General features: G+C 73.8%; 14 protein-coding genes. 7 read left to right on the forward strand and 7 right to left on the reverse strand.

The window, feature by feature from the left end:
- Nucleotides 1–211: 211 nt before the first annotated feature.
- Entirely contained in the window at nt 212–1,204 is a 993-nt protein-coding gene (locus O0S08_RS15880) for an HTTM domain-containing protein (protein ID WP_269039990.1), read from the forward strand.
- Between the two features lie 107 nt (nt 1,205–1,311).
- Here the strand turns inward: O0S08_RS15880 and O0S08_RS15885 are convergent, their stop codons facing one another.
- The 3 genes from O0S08_RS15885 to O0S08_RS15895 all read right to left on the reverse strand — a co-directional run bounded on the left by O0S08_RS15885 (nt 1,312) and on the right by O0S08_RS15895 (nt 6,720).
- Entirely contained in the window at nt 1,312–2,613 is a 1,302-nt protein-coding gene (locus tag O0S08_RS15885; RefSeq protein ID WP_269039991.1) for a zinc ribbon domain-containing protein, read from the reverse strand.
- 661 nt (nt 2,614–3,274) lie between these two features.
- On the reverse strand, nt 3,275–5,374 hold the full coding sequence (locus O0S08_RS15890) for a hypothetical protein (protein WP_269039992.1): 2,100 nt from the start codon (nt 5,372–5,374) through the stop codon (nt 3,275–3,277).
- Complete coding sequence (locus O0S08_RS15895; protein ID WP_269039993.1) at nt 5,371–6,720, reverse strand: carboxypeptidase-like regulatory domain-containing protein; 1,350 nt, start codon at nt 6,718–6,720, stop codon at nt 5,371–5,373. The genes O0S08_RS15890 and O0S08_RS15895 overlap by 4 nt, the downstream gene beginning before the upstream one ends.
- 281 nt (nt 6,721–7,001) lie before the next feature.
- On the opposite strand from O0S08_RS15895, the gene O0S08_RS15900 reads away from it, so the two are divergent.
- From O0S08_RS15900 to O0S08_RS15915, 4 genes are read left to right on the forward strand one after another with little or no spacing between them, the layout of a single operon-like run.
- The gene (locus O0S08_RS15900; protein ID WP_269039994.1) at nt 7,002–8,339 is read left to right on the forward strand and encodes an FHA domain-containing protein; all 1,338 of its coding nucleotides are present in this window, start codon (nt 7,002–7,004) and stop codon (nt 8,337–8,339) included.
- 1 nt (nt 8,340) lies between these two features.
- On the forward strand, nt 8,341–9,195 hold the full coding sequence (locus O0S08_RS15905; RefSeq protein WP_269039995.1) for a PP2C family protein-serine/threonine phosphatase: 855 nt from the start codon (nt 8,341–8,343) through the stop codon (nt 9,193–9,195).
- 22 nt (nt 9,196–9,217) lie between these two features.
- A complete protein-coding gene (locus O0S08_RS15910; protein WP_269039996.1) occupies nt 9,218–9,673 on the forward strand; it encodes a nucleoside deaminase in 456 nt (151 codons plus the stop codon).
- A 12-nt stretch (nt 9,674–9,685) separates the two neighbouring features.
- Nucleotides 9,686–10,663 carry an NAD-dependent epimerase/dehydratase family protein gene (locus O0S08_RS15915; protein WP_269039997.1) on the forward strand — a complete coding sequence of 326 codons (978 nt, stop codon included), beginning with the start codon at nt 9,686–9,688 and terminating at the stop codon, nt 10,661–10,663.
- 183 nt (nt 10,664–10,846) lie between these two features.
- On the opposite strand, the gene O0S08_RS15920 is transcribed toward O0S08_RS15915, so the two are convergent.
- From O0S08_RS15920 to O0S08_RS15935, 4 genes are all read right to left on the reverse strand, one after another.
- A complete protein-coding gene (locus O0S08_RS15920) occupies nt 10,847–11,902 on the reverse strand; it encodes a hypothetical protein (RefSeq protein ID WP_269039998.1) in 1,056 nt (351 codons plus the stop codon).
- A gap of 534 nt (nt 11,903–12,436) precedes the next feature.
- Entirely contained in the window at nt 12,437–13,072 is a 636-nt protein-coding gene (locus tag O0S08_RS15925; protein WP_269039999.1) for a hypothetical protein, read from the reverse strand.
- A 67-nt stretch (nt 13,073–13,139) separates the two neighbouring features.
- Nucleotides 13,140–13,829 (reverse strand): RNA polymerase sigma factor, encoded by a 690-nt coding sequence (locus O0S08_RS15930; protein WP_269040000.1) that lies wholly within the window; start codon nt 13,827–13,829, stop codon nt 13,140–13,142.
- Nucleotides 13,826–14,731, reverse strand: coding sequence for a carbon-nitrogen hydrolase family protein (locus O0S08_RS15935; RefSeq protein ID WP_269040001.1), 906 nt, complete (start codon nt 14,729–14,731; stop codon nt 13,826–13,828). The genes O0S08_RS15930 and O0S08_RS15935 overlap by 4 nt, the downstream gene beginning before the upstream one ends.
- Before the next feature lie 213 nt (nt 14,732–14,944).
- Here O0S08_RS15935 and rimP point away from each other — a divergent pair, with 213 nt between their 5' ends.
- Both rimP and nusA read left to right on the forward strand, forming a co-directional pair.
- Nucleotides 14,945–15,610 carry a ribosome maturation factor RimP gene (rimP, locus tag O0S08_RS15940; RefSeq protein WP_269040002.1) on the forward strand — a complete coding sequence of 222 codons (666 nt, stop codon included), beginning with the start codon at nt 14,945–14,947 and terminating at the stop codon, nt 15,608–15,610.
- A 21-nt stretch (nt 15,611–15,631) separates the two neighbouring features.
- Nucleotides 15,632–17,047, forward strand: coding sequence for a transcription termination factor NusA (nusA, locus tag O0S08_RS15945; RefSeq protein WP_269040003.1), 1,416 nt, complete (start codon nt 15,632–15,634; stop codon nt 17,045–17,047).

Raw genomic sequence — 17,047 nt, forward strand, 5'->3', positions numbered from 1 at the left:
GATGGGGCCGGGAGAGCAGGACGCGCAAGGGCCCGGAGCGCGGCGTGAGTTGGATGCTGCGACAGGTCCGGATGGACATGGCGCGAAGGACAGCCGCGAGCGAGCGGCTGCGACGCTCGAGTCGGCGGGGCCCGGCGGCGGGGCGGGGGACGGGGCGGAAGGCGCAGGTCGTGAAGGACATGGCGCGAAGGACAGCCACGGGCGAGCGGCCGTGACGCTCGAGTCGGCGGGGCCCGGCGGCGGGGCGGGGGATGTGGCGGAAGGCGCAGGTCGTGAAGGACATGGCGCGAAGGACAGCCGCGGGCGGCTGGCCCGGCTGCGCGACGCGCTGCTGACCGGCCGCGAGGACCCGGCGGCGCTCGGGCTGCTGCGGATCGGGCTGGTGGCGGTGTTCACCGCCAGCCTCCTGTCGCACGTCGGCGCGGTGGCGGAGTACTTCTCCGCCGCGTCGCCGCTGGCCGGACAGTACGCGCGCCAGGCGTTCCCGACCCGCTGGTCGCTGTTCTTCATGATCGACGACCCGCTGGCGGTGCAGGCGATCTTCGCCGCGGGAGTGGTGGCGCACCTGCTGTGGCTGGTCGGGCTGTTCACGCGGCCGGCGGCGCTGTTCAGCGCGCTGGTGTGGGTCAGCATGGTCGGCCGCAACCCGCTGCTCTACGCGATGCCCGACCAGCTGCACTCGGCGCTGATCGTGTGGCTGGCGCTGATGCCGACCGGCCGCGGGCTCAGCCTCGACGCCCGCTGGCGCGGCAAGGGCGGGCCGGTGCCGGTGTGGTGCCGGCGGATCGTGCACCTGCAGCTGGCGGTGATGTACACGTCGACCGGGCTGGCCAAGCACGGGGCGACCTGGAAGTCCGAGGGGACCGCGATCTACTTCTCCCTGGTCAGCCCCTACAACCGCCACTTCGACCTGACGCGCGCGCTGGCGATGTTGCAGCCGTACGTGCTGCGCCCGATCACCTGGCTGGTGCTGGCCTGGGAGGTCGGGTTCAGCGGGTTCGTGCTGGCCCACTGGCTGCGCGAGCGCTGGCGGAAGATCCCCGACATGCGCTGGCTGTTCCTCGGCTTCGGCGTGGCGATGCACGTCGGCATCCAGATGATGATGTACGTCGAGTGGTTCACGCCGATGACCCTGGCCAGCTACCTGGCGTTCCTGCGCCCGGACGAGGTGCGGCGGCTCGTCCGGCGATTTTCTCGACAATAAGGGGGCATGAGCGAAGGTGCATGTCCGATCGGGCATGCGCGATCGAGCATGTCCATTTGGGCATGTCGTGAGGGACATGCCCGCGGGGCGGCGGAGCGGCGCCGGGCTCAGGAGGCTGGCGGCGCGGCGGCCCGGGTCGACTCGGCGGGGTCGGGCTCGCCGGCGTCGGGGTGAGCGCGGCGCCACGCGTCCTCGGCGGCCAGGCGCTCCCGCGGGTGGTGGATGACGCCGACGACGTCGCCGCCGCAGCGCGGGCAGACCTTGTCGCCGGGGGCGAGCGAAGCGCCGCAGCGCGGCTCGGAGCAGCGAGACTCGCGGAGGAAGCGGCCGAGGACGAGGCCGCTGACGCCGAGGCCGACGGCGATCATGGGGATGGTGCCGGCCTCGAGCTGCAGGCCGCCCTTCATGCCGGCGACCACGCCGCCGAGCATGAGCGCGCCCATGCCGAGGGTGCGACCGAGCCGCGCGGCCATGCTGCGCTCGACGCGGAACACGGGCTTGCCGGCGTTGATGCCAGCGATGCCGGGATCCTCGTCACGCCGGGCCTCGGGGGCGACGTCGGGGTCGTCTGCGAACGGGACGGTGAGCGCGGCGAGGTCGGGCGCGGCGGGCCACTGCTCCGGCGGCGGCAGGCCGAGCTGTGCACCGACCGGCGGCTCGGCCCGCTCGAGCGCGACGTAGGCGTGGCGCAGGAACGCGGCCTGGTTGGCCTGCAAGAGCTTGCCGATCCGCTGCCGCTCGGCGCGCGGGAGGCCGCGCGCGTGCAGCTGGGCGGCCAGGAGAAAGCACAGCGCCTGCGGCGAGAGGACGCCGAGCCGCACGGGGGTGCGGCGGGTCTGCATCGGGCCGGCGGCGGTGCGGACGGTGTAGCGCAGCGCGGCGTCGGCAGTGAGCACGCCGAAGCCGAGGAAGACTCCCGTGAGGTCGATGCGCGGGTCGAAGGCGTCGGCGGTGGCGAGGCCGAAGTGGCGGCGATAGACGTGGGCGACCACGCGCGCGGCGGCGGCGACGATGGTGTGCGGGTCGACCATGGCCGAGCTCTCGGCGCCGACCTTGACGAGGTCGCGCTCGAGGCCGGCGAACCAGACGACGAGGTCGTGGCCGCGCGCCGAGCTCGGCTTGCCGATCACCTCGCCACGACGAGATGGATCGGCGTCGTAGATGGCGACCTCGACCCGCAGCTGGCCGAGACCGGCGTAGCTGAGCAACCGCCGCACGAGCCGCCGCAGGCTGCCCTCGCCGCCTTGCCAGCGATCGGGGAAGAACTTCGCGCTCGGCTCGAGCAGCGGCGCGACGAGCAGCGTCGCGGGACCCCGCGCCTTGACGAGCGCGGCCAGCTGGTCGAGCAGCGTGCGCCGCTCGTCCAGGGGCGGCAACATCAGGCCGTCGTCGTCTCGCTCGGTCGACACGGCGGGGAGGTGTAGCACAGCCGCCTGGGCGCCTGACGAACCCCCGCGGGGCGCAGCCGCGGCAGCCGATCCGGACGGTCGCCGCGGCGGGCGCCGGTACGGACGGCCGGCCTGTCGCGGTCGTCGGCTCCAGGGAGTCGTGTGTGCCGTCTCGCGGTGACGACGGCGTCCGGCGTGCCGCTCCGCACTCCGCCGACACGGCGTGATGCGAACGATGTTCAGGTCGCAGCCATGGTGGTTCCGCGAGGCGCGAGTGGGAGCGGCGGGTCTGCCGGGGCCGGTGACCGCGGGATGCCGTCTGTCGGCATCGGTCGATGAGCTGCCCCTGAGGACAGGTGAGCGGTCGCGCGAGACTGGAGCGGCGAGGGGGCTGCTGGTGATCTCGGAGACCGTCCGCCGTCGCGCCGATGAGCTGACCTTGAGGACAGGTGGTCGAACGCGCGATAGGGGAGCGGCGAGGGGGTCTCTTGGTGACCTCGGAACCGTCCGTCGTCGGCATCGGCCGATGAGCTGCCTCTGAGGACAGGTGACCGGTCGCGCGAGACGGGAGCGGTGAGGGTGAGATGCTCGCCGCCGTGCTTGCGAGGGTCCGATGAGCTGTCTTTGGAGACAGCTGCAGGGATGGACCGCTCGTCTCGCGGAGCGGTCCGCCAGGAGGCGCTCAGCCCTTGCTCTTGCCGCTCGGAGACGCCTGTCCCTTGGGGCTGGTGGCGTCGGCCGGGGGCTTGGCGGCGGGCTGTCCCTTGGGACTGGTGGCGTCGGCCGGGGGCTTGGCGGCGGGCTGTCCCTTGGGGCTGGTGGCGTCGGCGGGGGGCTTGGCGCTCTTGCCGGCCGGCTGTCCTTCGGGACTGGTCGGCTCTGCGGGCTGGCCCTTGGCCTTGGCGGGCTGTCCCTTGGGGCTGGTCGCCTTGGCGGCGGGCTGACCCGTGGTGCCGGTGGCGGGCTCGACCGGCTGACCCTTCGTCTTGCTCGGCGACCTGGCGGGCTGTCCCTTGGGACTGGTCGTCGGCGCGAGCTCGGGCTCGGGCTCGGGCTCGGGCTCGGCGACGGGCTCGGGCTCCGGCTCCGCCTCGACTTCGGGCGCGGCGGGCTCTTCCGGCGGCGGCGGGACGTAGGGCGCGGGCACGATCGGGTAGACCTTGCTCTCGCCGCCGAGCACGTGCTCGAGCAGGAGCGGCTCGCCGCCGGCTCGCTTCGCGCGCAGGACCACGACTGCGCGCTCGCCCTCGCCGAGGCCGGTGGGGACGCCGGTGACGCGGTTGCGCTCGCCGGGGCGGAGGGCGATCTTGCGGACGATCGTGCGCGCGCCGGCGGCGTCCTGGCGGAGGACCAGCACCACCGCGTCGACGAGGCCGGGCGGGACCACGAAGTCGAGGTTGCCGGCGGTGGCGTCGAAGGTCAGCTCGGGCCAGGTCGGCCACATCCAGTCGAGCAGCGAGCGGGTGACCTCGATGGCGCGCGGGGCCAGGTGGACGAACTGCTCGCGGTAGACGGCCTCGTCGACGTAGGGGCGGACGCGGCCGTCGTCGTCGGTGTCGAAGGCGGCGAGGGGGCGGCCGGTGCCGCTCTGGATGTAGCCGCGAGGGGCCGGCCACGGGTGCAGGCGGGCGCCCTCGAGCTCGGCGGGGTCGAGGCGGCTGCCCTGCAGCAGCTCGGCGGCGGCGGCCTCGGGCGTGAGCTCGGCCTCGAGGAAGCGCGGGGCCGGGACGCTGGCCTCGGACAGGAACCGGCGGGCGGTGAAGAGCGCCAGGCCCTCGTAACCTGTCCCTTCGGGCAGGACCAATGCGCCAGGCTCCTTGCTGGCCGCGGCGCCGCCGAACAGGTGCTCGGCGAGCGAGCCGGCCAGCGGGATGCCGCGGGCGCGGCCGACTTCCTCCTGGGTGGGGCGGCCGGGCAGGGCGCTGCGGCCGAACGCGAGCCGGGCCAGCTCGGCGAACGGCAGGCCGCGGTCGCCGGGGCTGGGCGACAGCGGGCTGAAGAAGCCGCTGACGTCGCCGCGCGCGTGGGCCGGGACAGCGAGGTCCTGGACGACGTGGAGCAGCGCGCCGAGGCCGACCAGCGCGAGGGCGAGGTGGTGGGCGCGCGCCGCCGGGTCGGCCAGAGTCGAGGACAGCTCGAGGTGGTGCCACATCTGCGGCGGGGCCAGCGGGTCGGCCTGGTCGCGCAGGAAGGAGATGACCGAAGGGCCCTGTCCCGAGAAACCTGTCTGTGTGGCCAGGGCCGCGGCCGAGCCGCCGTTGTGACGGACCTGGCGCAGGCGGAGCACGCCGGGGCGCGGCTGCGGGTCGCTGAAGTCGCGGCGCAGCGGATCGTCGCGGTCGACGAAGTGATGGACGGCGCGGGCGGAGGGCACCAGCTCGGCGAGCACGCCCACCTGCAGCCACTGCAGCGCAGGCAGCTCCCACAGGTCGCCCTGGACGCAGTAGCGCTGGGTCTCGATCGGGGCGCCGAGGCCGGGGCACGAGCCGGGGCCGCCGAGGGCCTGGAGGCCGCCGTGCTGCAGGGCGGCGGTCAGCATGCGCCGCTCGGGCGCGCTGAGGCGGTTCGGGTCGACGCGCAGCGGGGTGAAGAGGCCGCGCTGGAGCTCGCTGGCGGCCATCCAGCGCAGGTGCAGCGCGCTCTCGACGAGCGCGCGGTCGACCATGCCGAGGTGGGTCGCGCGGGCGTCCCACGCGGCCGCCGGCGCGGGCGCGGCGGCGACGGCGAGCGCGGTCGCGAGGGCGGAGCGCCGCAGCCAGGCGCGCAGGCGACCGCCGCTCATGGCCGCTTGCCCTTCCCGGCCGGCTGGCCTGACTCGGGGGACATGGTCGAAGCGCCCTGGCCCTTGGGACCGGTGGCGCCGGTGGTCGGGCCTGACTCGGGGGACATGGTCGAAGTGCCCTGTCCCTTGGGACTGGCGACGCCGGCGGGGTTGCTCGCGCCCGCGCCGCTCGGCGCGGCGGTCTTGCCGGGGACGGCGCCGCTCGGGACGCTGGACGGGGCGGCCGGGGGGTTCGAGCCGGGCGCGGCGGGGGTGGCCGTCGCCGCGTTCGGGTCGGGGACGGACTTGAGGCGGTCGAGGCTGCGATAGACGTGCTTGGCGAGGATCAGCGCGCTGTCGAGGTCGTGGCACTGCTGATCGCCGCAGGTCAGCAGCACGCCGATCTTCTGCTCGCGATCGACGAAGCCGATCGCGTGCACGCCGTCGGCGGTGGTGCTCCACGTCTCCGGGGTGATGTCGCCGGCCGGTTTGACCTTGCCGAAGGTCTCCTGGATCGTCGCCGCGACCGGGTCCATGCCGCCGGGCGGGGCGCTCCAGACGCGCAGGGCGAGGTCGTGGCGCTCGTCGCTGGCGATCGCCTGCAGGTGGACGCCGTGGTAGAAGTGCGTGCGCTTGAGGTCGGTGAGGTCCTTGACCTCGAAGGCCTCGGTGTAGCCGGTGCGCTGGCGGACCTCGTCGGGCGTGAGCAGGCCGCTGGCGTCGAGCACCTCGGCGACCACCGGCGCGGTCGCCTTGCCGGGCTCATCCTCCGCGGTCGCGACCGCCGGGCCGCCGGCGCCGCCGAGGGCGCGGAACAGGTCGAGGTTGGCCAGCTCGGCCTCCCAGCGCACGGCCTTGTGGAGCGGCCGCGGCGGGTCGAGGAACAGCAGGTGCTCGGCGTGCGAGTCGCTGTTCTGCCACTTGCGCAGCTCGACCCGGTTGTGGCGCACCGTGAAGTCGGAGCGCGGGCCGCCGGTCGGCACCGCGTCGGAGCGGTAGCCGGCGTAGCCCCGCTTGTAGACGATGAGGTAGGCGTCGACGAGCCGCGCGGTCGAGGCCCGCACGGACAACTTGGCCGCGGGGATCCGGTAGCGGCCCGCGGCGTCGGTGGTGACGCTGGTCGTTTCCGCGCCCCACGGGCCGATGAAGCCGTCGCCGCGGTCGTACGACCAGACGGCAACCACATTGGCCTCGGCGATCGGCTCGCTGGTGGCGGCGTCGACGACCTGGCCGTCGAACGGGCCGATCAGCGAGGCGTCGGTGACCATGTCGCGCGCGCCGACGAAGCTCGGGGGGCGCACGATCGGGGCGCAGGCGGCCAGCAGCGGGGCACACAGCCCGGCGACCACGAGCAGGGCGGCGCGCACGAGGCCGGGGGCGCGAGCCGGAGGCGATCCGGGGCCGCCGGTCCGTGAGGACGGGGCCGAAGTGAGTGCGCAGCGGTCGGCGCGGGAGAGCCACGCGCGCCCCGAAGCCCGCGCGGACTGCTCGGGCCCGGCGGGCGGCGGCGACGAGCCTGAGTTTGCGATGGCGACGCTCAATTGACGCGGTCCGAGCCGGACGGGTACCCTGACGGGGCGAATAGCGGGCGAGCGCGGGTCTATCCCACGCGCGCGACCCTGGCAAGCCTTCTCCAGGCATGAGGCCGATGACGGAGTGGATCCCCTGTCCCGCCTGTGGCACCGAACACGCCCCGGAGGCCGTCGCGTGCGAGATCTGCGGTTATCGTCTGTCGCCGCCGGCGCCAGTGAGCGGGGTCCCGAAGTGCGCGCGCTGCGGGCAACCACTCGGCGACGGCTTCGAGTTCTGCCAGATCTGCGGCCTCCGGGTGCACTCCCGCCGGCCGCGCCCCACCACCCAGAGCATGAAGTTGATCCCTCGGCGCTTGCTCGAGGGCTCGGGCGAGGTGGAACTGGCACGTCTCTCGGTACCCGATCCGGCGCCGCGTTCTTCCGCGGTCGAGCCGACGGTCGCCCAGGCCGCTGAACCCGCGACGGGGATCGCCCCCGCGGCGGTGACCGCGAGCCCGGCGCCGCAGGTCGTCGTACCTGTCCCGAACGCCAGCCAGGCCGAGGCCGACAACCAGGCCCCGGCCGGCTCCGACGACGGCGGCTCGTGGGGTCAGGCCCGCGTGATCCCGCGAGCGGCGGCGGACGACGGCGTGCCGGTGCCGCGCGAGTCGCCCGGCCCGGGGGACACGGCGCGGATGGGTCAGGCGGCGCTGCCGGCCGAGCAGGCGTCGGTGTCGGTGACGGGCTCGCCCGGCGGTCCGTCGTGGTCGGCGCCGATGGCGAGGCTGGCGGTGGAGTCGTCGCGCCGGTCGGCCGGGGCGGCGCCGCTGCGGATCGTGCTGGTCAAGCGCGACGGCTCGGAGGGCGAGTCGGTGGCGCTGCGCGGGACGCTGGTGGTGGGCCGCAAGCAGGGCGACCTGATGTTCCCGAGCGACGAGTTCCTGAGCCCGGCCCACGCGCGGCTCGAGCCGGCGCCGGGCGGCGGGGTCCGCCTGGGCGATCTGGGATCGCGCAACGGGGTCTATGTCCGGATCTCGCGGCCGGAACCGGTGTTTCCGGGCGATCTCTTCCTGGTGGGTCACCATTTGCTGCGGCTCGAGAACCTGCCCCCGGGCGGCCGCGAGCAGGAGCTCGACGGCGACTCGACCCGCCTGTTCGGCACGCCGATGCAGCCGGCCTGGGGCCGTTTGACGCTGATCGGGGTCGGCGGGGCCGAAGCCGAGGTCCACTGCCTGCGCGCCCCGCAGATCGTGTTCGGCCGCGAGCTCGGCGACATCATCTTCCCCACCGACCCATTCGTCAGCTGGCAACACGCGCAGTTGGCGATGGAGCTGCGCGGAGACGCGATGACGGTCCTCCTCACCGACCTCCGCTCGGCCAACGGGACCTATCTCAGGATCCGCGGGGATGTCATCCTTCAACCAGGCGACATGTTCCGGGTCGGGGACCAGATCTTCCGCGTGAGGATGCACTGAGGTGGCGCAGCTCGAGGTGTTCGCAAGGACCGAGGTCGGTTGCGTCCGCAAGCGCAACGAGGACCACTTCGTGGTCCAAAACCTCCAGACGGGTGAGCGGGGGCTCTTGCCGCATCAGCGCGTGCAGCCGCTGACGTCGCGCGGGACGCTGATCGCGGTGTGCGACGGGATGGGCGGGGCGGCGGCCGGCGACGTGGCGTCGGCCATCGCCGTCGACGTGCTGTCGGCCGTGGTCCACAGCAAGGCGCCGTTCGCCAGCACCGCCGCGGCCCAGGACGTGATGCACGAGGCGATCACGGCGGTCAACGACAAGATCCGCGCGGCGGCGGTCGAGGACCCGGCGCGCCACGGGATGGGCACGACGCTCACCGCGGCCCTGGCCTTCGGGCCAGAATTGCTGATCGGCCACGTCGGCGACTCGCGGGCGTACATCCGCCGCGGCCGCTCGCTGACGCAGATCACCACCGACCACAGCGTGGTCGGCCAGCTGATCGCCGCCGGCCGCCTGCGCCCCGACCAGGCCCGCGACTACGAGCACCGCAACGTGCTGCTGCAGGCGCTCGGGGTCCAGCCGCGCGTGGGCCCGGAGTTCGACGTGGTCCAGCTGCGTGCCGGCGATGTGCTGCTGCTGTGCAGCGACGGCCTCACCGGGCCGGTCACCGACGAGCAGATCCTCGGGCTGATGCTCCGCTACGAAGACCCGCTGCGCTGCTGCCGGGCGCTGACCGAGGCGGCCTGCGCCGCCGGCGGCCCCGACAACGTGACGGTGGCGATCGCGCGGTTCTCCGGCGAGGGCCTCGAGCTGCCCCACGGCCGCGAAGAGGTGGCCGTGAATCGCGTGCAGCTGGCAGTCTGACCGGCGCGTGCATGCTGAAGCCGTGACCGACGACGACCAGTTCCTGCGCCGCGCGCTCGAGCTCGCCTGCGCCAACGTGCGCGCGGGCGGACGACCCTACGGCGCGGTGGTGGTGCGCGCGGGCCAGGTCGTGGCCGAGGGGGTGAACGAGCTGCACCTGCGGCCCGACCCCTCGGCCCACGCGGAGATGCTGGCGCTGCGAGCGGCCGGCGCGGCGCTCGGGCGGGCGCGGCTCGACGACTGCACGGTGTACGCGAGCGGCCAGCCGTGCCCGATGTGCCTGGCGGCGCTGCACCTGGCGAGCGTGCGTCGGGTGGTGTTCGCGTACAGCAACGCCGACGGCGAGCCGTACGGGTTCACGACTGCGGCGCTGTACCGGCAGATGGCGCTGCCGCTGGCGGAGCAGCAGCTGGAGATCGTGCAGGGCGACGCGTCGCTGTGGCCGGACAACCCGTTCGCGCTGGCGTCGCAGCGCTGATAGGCTGGGCCGATGAACGAGGCGGTGCTCGTGACCGGCGGGGCCGGGTTCATCGGCTCGCACACGGTCGCGGCGCTGCGTGCGGCCGGCCGGCGGGTGGTGGTGCTCGACGACTTCAGCACGGGGCGGCGCGAGAACCTGGCCGAATGGACAGACGACCCGGCGGTCGAGGTGATCGAGGGCGACGTGCGCGGCGAGGTCGGGCTGCTGCTCGCCGGCCACGGGCCGTTCGCGGCGGTGGTCCACCTGGCGGCCCAGACGTCGGTGGTGCGATCGATCGCCGCGCCGATCGACGACCTCGACGTCAACCTCCGCGCGACCGCGCGGCTGATGCTGTGGGCGGCCGCGGCCGGGGTGCGCAGGTTCGTGTTCGCGTCGTCGGCGGCGGTCTACGGCGAGCCGCGCCGGGTGCCGGTGGCGGAGACGGAGCCGACGACCCCGCTGTCGCCCTACGGCGCGGCCAAGCGGGCGGCCGAGCTGTACCTCGGCTGCCTCGGGCCGCTGCACGGGGTGAGGACGGTGTGCCTGCGCCTGTTCAACGTCTACGGGCCGCGGCAAGACCCGGGGAGTCCGTACTCGGGGGTGGTGGCGATGTTCCTGGCGCGCGCCCGTCGCGGCGAGCCGCTGACGATCTTCGGCGACGGGACGCAGACGCGCGACCTGATCTACGTCGGCGACGTGGCCCGCGCGATCGGCCTGGCGATCGAGGCAGGTGCCGAAGGACATGTTTTAGGGGGCATGTCCGAAGAGCCGGGCGGGATCAACGTCGGCACCGGGCGCGAGGTGGCGATCGTGGAGCTGGCCGCGGCGGTCCAGCGGGCCTGCGGCGCGAGCGAGGGGACGATCGCGTTCGCGCCGGCGCGCCCCGGGGAGATCGCGCGCTCGGCGGCAGTGACCGAGCGCGCGGCGGAGGTGCTGGGGTTCCGCGCGGAGGTCGAGCTCGACGAGGGGCTGCGGCGGACGGCGGTGTGGCTCGCCAGCCAGCGGTGAGGGGGTCACGCTGTCCGCCGCGAGCGACTCCCTCTGCGCCCGGGATGCAGGGGCGCTGGCCGAGGTGCACGCGGTGCAGGTGACAGCGCTGCCGTGTCGGTCGTGCCGCACCGGAGACGCGCCTGCCCTGATGGGCATGGCCTCCTGGACATGCTCCGTAGAACATGTCCGGAGGGACATGCCTCACCACTCCTCGTAGACGCTCGGCAGCAGCTGGTCGGGCAGCTCGTCGCGGTCGATGATGCGCGGCAAGATCTCCACGACGCGCTCGGCGGCGTCGTCGGACAGGTCGTCGACGAGCGGGAGGGCGAGGCGGCCGAGGCGGCCGAGGGCGTCGGCGCGGGCTCGCAGGACGTCGAGCAGGTCGTCCTCGTCGCGCAGGACGCCCTCGACCGAGAGGACGGTCCACGGGGCGGGCAGCGGCGTCGCGGCCAGCTCGTCGAGCAGCGCCACGAGGTCGTCGCTGCCCGACAGGTAGACGTGACGCAGCGCGGGCGCCCGCAGCCGCCGCAGGGCGCGGACGACGTCGCGGGTCGCCACCGGCTCGTCGTCGCGGCTGAGACACAGCACCAGCCGCTCGAGCGCGGGGAACTCGCTGGCGCCGAGGCCGTCGAGGGCGTCGGCCGGCAGCGGATCGCCGAGCAGGTGCAGGTGCTTGAGCCGGGCATGCCGGCAGCCGCGCAGCTCGACGGCGCCGGTGACGTAGGCCGACTCGAGCGCGGGCAGGCCTTGCAGGACGAGCTCGAGTCGGCCGGGGGAGTTGTCGCGCTGGCGCGTGACGGTCTGAAACGGCGTGTCGAAGACGAAGCTGCGCACCCGCGGGAGCGGCCGTTCGGTCAGCGCGACGGCCAGCGCGTTGCCGGGGCTCGCCGGGTCGCACACGACCTGCAAGCCGACGGCCTCGCGCGCAGCGGCGACGTCGTGGAGAAGCTCGCAGCGGATCCGCACGCCGGGGTCGTCGGTGAAGACGCAGCGGAGGCGGTGATGCTCGGAGTCCCACTCGAACAGGCCGTCGGCGACGTCGTGCGAGATCTGCTCGGGGGTGAAGTGACGACTGCTGACGCCGTAGCCGTTGCGGCGCAGGCGCTGCAAGACGTAGTCGAGGTGCGAGCGGGCCTCGGCGTCGTCGTCGAAGGTCTGGGTCACGCTGTGCTCGCCCTCGCCGGTGACGAGGTCGCAACCGTCGTGGACGATGCGAATGGTGTCGGTGCCGCGGGTGAGGATGTGCTCGGTGGCCACGCGCGCGCAGCCTATCGCAGATCGCGAGGCGTGCGCCGGCCTCGGTGCACGGCCCGGCCGGGCAGTGACGAGGAGCGTCGGCTCCAGGAAGGAGGGCGCGCCGGATGGCAGGGAGGCCGCGGCGATGGGCGTCGGGCGGGCTCGGAGCGCACGGCGGTCGACGAGGTGGTCGAACGAGGGGCCGCGGCGGTCCGGGCGAACAGGAGGTCGATCGGCGCGGTGCCCGGCAGTCGACGAGGGCTTCGAACGATGGGCCGTAGTGATTTGGCGTCGGCGGGCTCGGAGCGCACGGCGGTCGACGAGGTGGTCGAACGAGGGGCTGCGGCGGTCCGGGCGAACAGGAGGTCGATCGGCGCGGCGCCCGGCGGTCGACGAGGGCGCAGAGCGGTGGCTGCAGTGATTGGCGTCGGCGGAGTCGGACCGGGGAGGTGCACGGCAGGCGACGAGGGCGCAGAGCGGTGGCTGCAGCGAACGACGTGGCCCGGGGCCGCATCGACCGCTGCGCCGGGGTGCAGGACGCCGCCGCGAGCGGCGTCAGGGCTCGCGCTGACGGCGGTGCAGGGCGGCGCCGACGAGGCCGGCGACCAGCAGCATGAGGACGCCGGCGCCCAAATGCGAGGGCAAGGTGTGATCGAGGCCGGTGATCACGCAGTGCCAGGTGGTGGTGTCGATCCCGATCAGGGCGATCGCGGCGGCCAGCCACAGCGCCCCGGCCGAGCGCCGGCGCTGGGCGAAGGCGCCGCTCATGGCGCAGACCGCCAGCACCAGCGCGCCGGCGGCGAGGGTCAGGGAGGCGCAGCCGAGCTGGTAGATCGGGTGGTCTTCAAGACCTGTCGGATAGGACATGTCGAAGAGGGCAGGTCCGGCGGCGACCAGGAAGGCGACCGCGGCGGCGAGCAGGCCGAGGACGACCCGGGCGGCCCGGCCCGGGAACCACAGGCCGAGCCCGAGCGCCGGCAGGACGAACAGCGCGAGGCCCCACACGAGCGCCTGGAGGGCGAGGATCCAGGTCGGCTGGGCCCAGAAGTCGTCGCGCGTGCCGCTGGCGAGCAGGCCGACGATCGGGACGGTCACCGCGACCAGCCAGGCCGGGCGGAAGTGCTGAAGACGCTCGCGCCGGCGGTCGGCGAGGTCGCCGGCGATCAGGGACTTGGCGTCGATCCCGGTCACGCGTGGCCTCCTCGCGCCGCCGGCGCGCGGGAGAGATCGCTGCGCGGGGCCCGGGCGACGCTCGCGGTCATGCCCCACCTCGCGCGAGCAGGACGAGCAGGGCGCGCAGGGACGGGGTCAGCCAGCGCGCGAGGGCCTTGTAGGCGCGGTGGGCCCGGACCCGCACGGCGCCCTCGCGGATCCGCAGGCGCGCGGCGATCTCGGCCATGCTCAGGCCCTGGAACTTGTGCAGCTCGACGATCTCGCGCTGACCGGCGGGCAGCTGGGCGAGGGCGTCGCGCACCCGCGAGGTGATCTCCTGCGCCTCGGCCTCGCCGATCTCCAGCTCCTCGGCGGTCGGCAGGTCCGACGGGATCTCGGCCAGCCGGTCGCGCTCGCCGCCGTCGGGGTCGCCGGGCTCGCGGCGCCGGCGCTCGCGGACCTGCGCCCGCAGCCAGTCGACCGCGAGGTTGCGCGCGATCGTGAAGTACCAGGCCTGCACCGCGCCGTCGGGGCTGGCGCCCTGGACCTGGAAGCGGGCCCGGGCCAGGTGCGCTTTGAGCCAGGTCGCCTGGACCAGGTCATCGGCGGCGGCGGTGTCGCGGACGAGGTGCACGAGGAAGGCCGTGAGGCGAGGGGCGAGGGCGGCGTGCAGCGCGGCGAAGGCCCGCGCGTCGCCGTCGAGGTAGCGGTCCATCAGGGCGTGGAGGCCGGGGGGCGCGCCGCGGCCCGTGCCGGGGGCGCGACCGGGGTCGGAGGTACCGCCGGGAGCGGTCACGCCGGGGTCTCGTCGGCCGACAACGTGACGACCTCGGCCGGAGTTACGCCGTGGAGGCGGCGGTGCGTCAGCGCGGGCAGGTCGCTGCGGACGCGCTGGAGCAGGTCGGCGCGCAGCCAGGTGAGGGCCAGGCCCTCGCCGCGCGAGACCTGGGCGATCACCGCGCCCCACGGGTCGACCGCGAGGCTGTGGCCGAAGCTGTGGCGGCCGTGGCCGTGGGGCCCGTACTGCGCCGGCGCGAGCACGTAGGCCTGATTTTCGATGGCGCGCGCGCGCAGGAGCGGCTCCCAGTGGTCGATGCCGGTCAGGAGGGTGAAGGCCGAGGGGACGACGAGGATCTCGGCGCCGGCGGCGGAGAGCGCGCGATAGAGCTCGGGGAAGCGGAGGTCGTAGCAGATGCTGAGGCCGATCTTGCCGAACGGCGCCGCGAGCACGTGCGGAGTCTCGCCGGCGAGGATCACGTCGGACTCGGAGGCGCGCGAGCCGTCCGGCAAGGTGGCGTCGAAGCGGTGGATCTTGCGGTAGACCGCGACCACGCGGCCGCCGAACAGGGCGACGAGGGTGTTGTAGAACTTGCCCTCGCCGCCTGCCGGCGGCAGCTCGGGCAGGCCGCCCAGGATGATCACCGCCGCGGGGTACTCATGCGAGAGGGAGAGGAAGGGCCGCAGCACCGGCGGCGGGTCGCCGTGGAGATCGCCGCCCGGGCCCAGGGCGCTGAGATCGACCGCCCACGGCCGGCGGTCGAGGCCCGGCGGGGCAACGGCCCAGAAGTTCTCGGGCAACACGACGAGCTCGGCGCCGTGCGCGAGCGCCTCGCGCGTGAGTTCGGCGGCGCGAGCGAGGCTCGGCACGGGGTCGGCCCCGCTTCCGAGCTGGATCAGGGCGGCGCAGAGGTCTCGCACGGGGCGATGGTAGCGAGAAAACGCCCGTCGCCAAGCCTCCCGGCGGCCCTGACTCCAGGTCCTGCCCCCGCGGGGGGGAAAGACCCCACGCCCCGGGAAGGGGGTTGCTCGCCTTCAAGCGCCGTGCTACAGGCCCGGCCAGCAAATTGCCTTTCGCAAGCGAGCAGGCAACTGGCCGAGCTCGCTTTTTCGTTTGTCTCGACTCCCACGCGCATGGCCAACAGGCGCCCGACACACAACAAGAGCCCGAAGCACCCGCCGCAGCCCGCGGCGGTCGACGACGTCGCCGGCACCGAGGCCGAGCACGACGCGCACGAGGGGCACGAGGGGGCGGTGCGCCTGCTCGAGACGGCGGTCGAGCCGGTGGCGCGAGCGATGGGCTTCGAGGTCGTGCTGATCGAGTGGGCGGGCGGGCGCGGCGGCCGGGTGGCGCGGGTGTACCTCGACCATCCCAACGGCGTGTCGCTCGACGACTGCTCCCGCATGAGCGGGGTCCTGAGCAACGCGCTCGACGCCGCCGAGGCCGATCCCGAGACGCCGGAGCTGACCGCCTTGCTGTCGCAGCCGTACACGCTCGAGGTCAGCTCGCCGGGCGTCGACCGGCCCCTGGTGCGGCTCAGTCACTTCGCCCGCTTCGTCGGCGGGCGGGTCGTGGTCCGCACGTTCCACCCGCTGCCGGGCCAGGGCAGCGCCGACCAGCGGACCTTTCACGGGCGGATCGTCGGCACCGAGGTCGACGCCGCCGATCCTGCCGACGATCGCCGCGGCACGGTGCTCTTGCGATCGCTGGACAGTGATACCATCTACAAGATCTCGCTCGCCGACATCCGGCGGGCCAACCTCGTGTACTCCCCCCCGAGTACGGGGGGGCACGGCTAGGACAGCAGAGGTCATCCGGTTATGGAAGAACAGCTCAACCTCAGTGCAGTGCTCGACCAGGTCTGCGACGAGAAGAAGATCTCGCGCGAGGTCCTGATCGAGACGGTCGAGCAGGCGGTCGCCACCGCCGCGAAGAAGGTCTTCGAGGACAAGGAGATCGAGGCCAGCTTCGACCCGGAGACCGGGCACGTGAACCTGTTCCAGGTGCTCTACGTCGTCGACAAGGTGACCGCGCCGCACCGCGAGATCAGCCTCGAGCAGGCCCACCGCGCCGGCCTCGAGGCCGAGATCGGCGACGAGCTCCTCTTCCAGATCTTCTATCTCGAATCCGACAAGAAGCGCGCCGAGCAGCAGGCCAAGGACTACGCCGAGATCGAGGCGCTGCAGTTCGGCCAGCACGGCTTCGGCCGCATCGCCGCCCAGACCGCCAAGCAGGTGATCATCCAGCGCGTCCGCGAGGCCGAGCGCGACAACCTGTTCGACGCCTACAAGGACAAGAAGGCCGAGCTGATGACCGGCATCGTCCGCCGCTTCGAGCGCGGCTCGATCGTGGTCGAGGTCGACAACGGCAAGGCCGAGGCGATCCTGCCGGCGCGCGAGCAGGTGCCGCGCGAGTCGCTGCGCCCCGGCGACCGCGTGGTCGCGTTCGTCAAGGACGTCGACAAGTCGGCCCGCGGCCCGCAGATCATCCTGTCGCGGACCCACCGCGGCCTGGTCGAGAAGCTGTTCGAGCACGAGGTGCCCGAGATCTACGAGGGCATCGTCCGCATCGAGGCGTGCGCCCGCGAGCCGGGGGCCCGCAGCAAGATCGCGGTGTCCTCGCGCGACCGCGACGTCGACCCGGTCGGCGCCTGCGTCGGCATCCGCGGCAGCCGCGTCCAGGCCGTCGTGCAGGAGCTGCGCGGCGAGAAGATCGACATCGTCCCCTACAACGACGACCCGGCCCGCTTCGTGTGCAACGCGATCCAGCCGGCCACCGTATCGCGCGTCCTCATCGACGCCGAGCGCCACACGATGGAGCTCGTGGTGCCCGACGACAAGCTGTCGCTGGCGATCGGCAAGAAGGGCCAGAACGTGCGCCTGGCCTCGCGCCTGACCGGCTGGCGCATCGACATCTACTCCGAGTCGAAGCTCAAGCAGATGGAGCGGCGCTCGCTGGCCGAGATGGCGGCGATCCCCGGGGTCGGCGACGCCGTGGCCCTGGCGATGTTCCAGATGGGCTGGCGGAACCTCCGCGACGTCGCCATCGCCGACGCCGAAGAGCTGGCGCAGGTCCCGGGCGTGGGCTCGGTCGAGCGCGCCGAGCAGATCATCGAGGTCGCCGACGACGCCGCCTCGGGCAAGCTCGAGCTCAACGTCAAGTACCCCGAGCTTCCGCCGGAAGAGACCGGCGAGGAGCATCACTACAGTGACGACGGCGACGGAGGTGGCGAGTAA

Origin of the sequence: Nannocystis punicea (assembly GCF_026965555.1) — a bacterium.
GTDB lineage: Bacteria > Myxococcota_A > Polyangia > Nannocystales > Nannocystaceae > Nannocystis > Nannocystis punicea.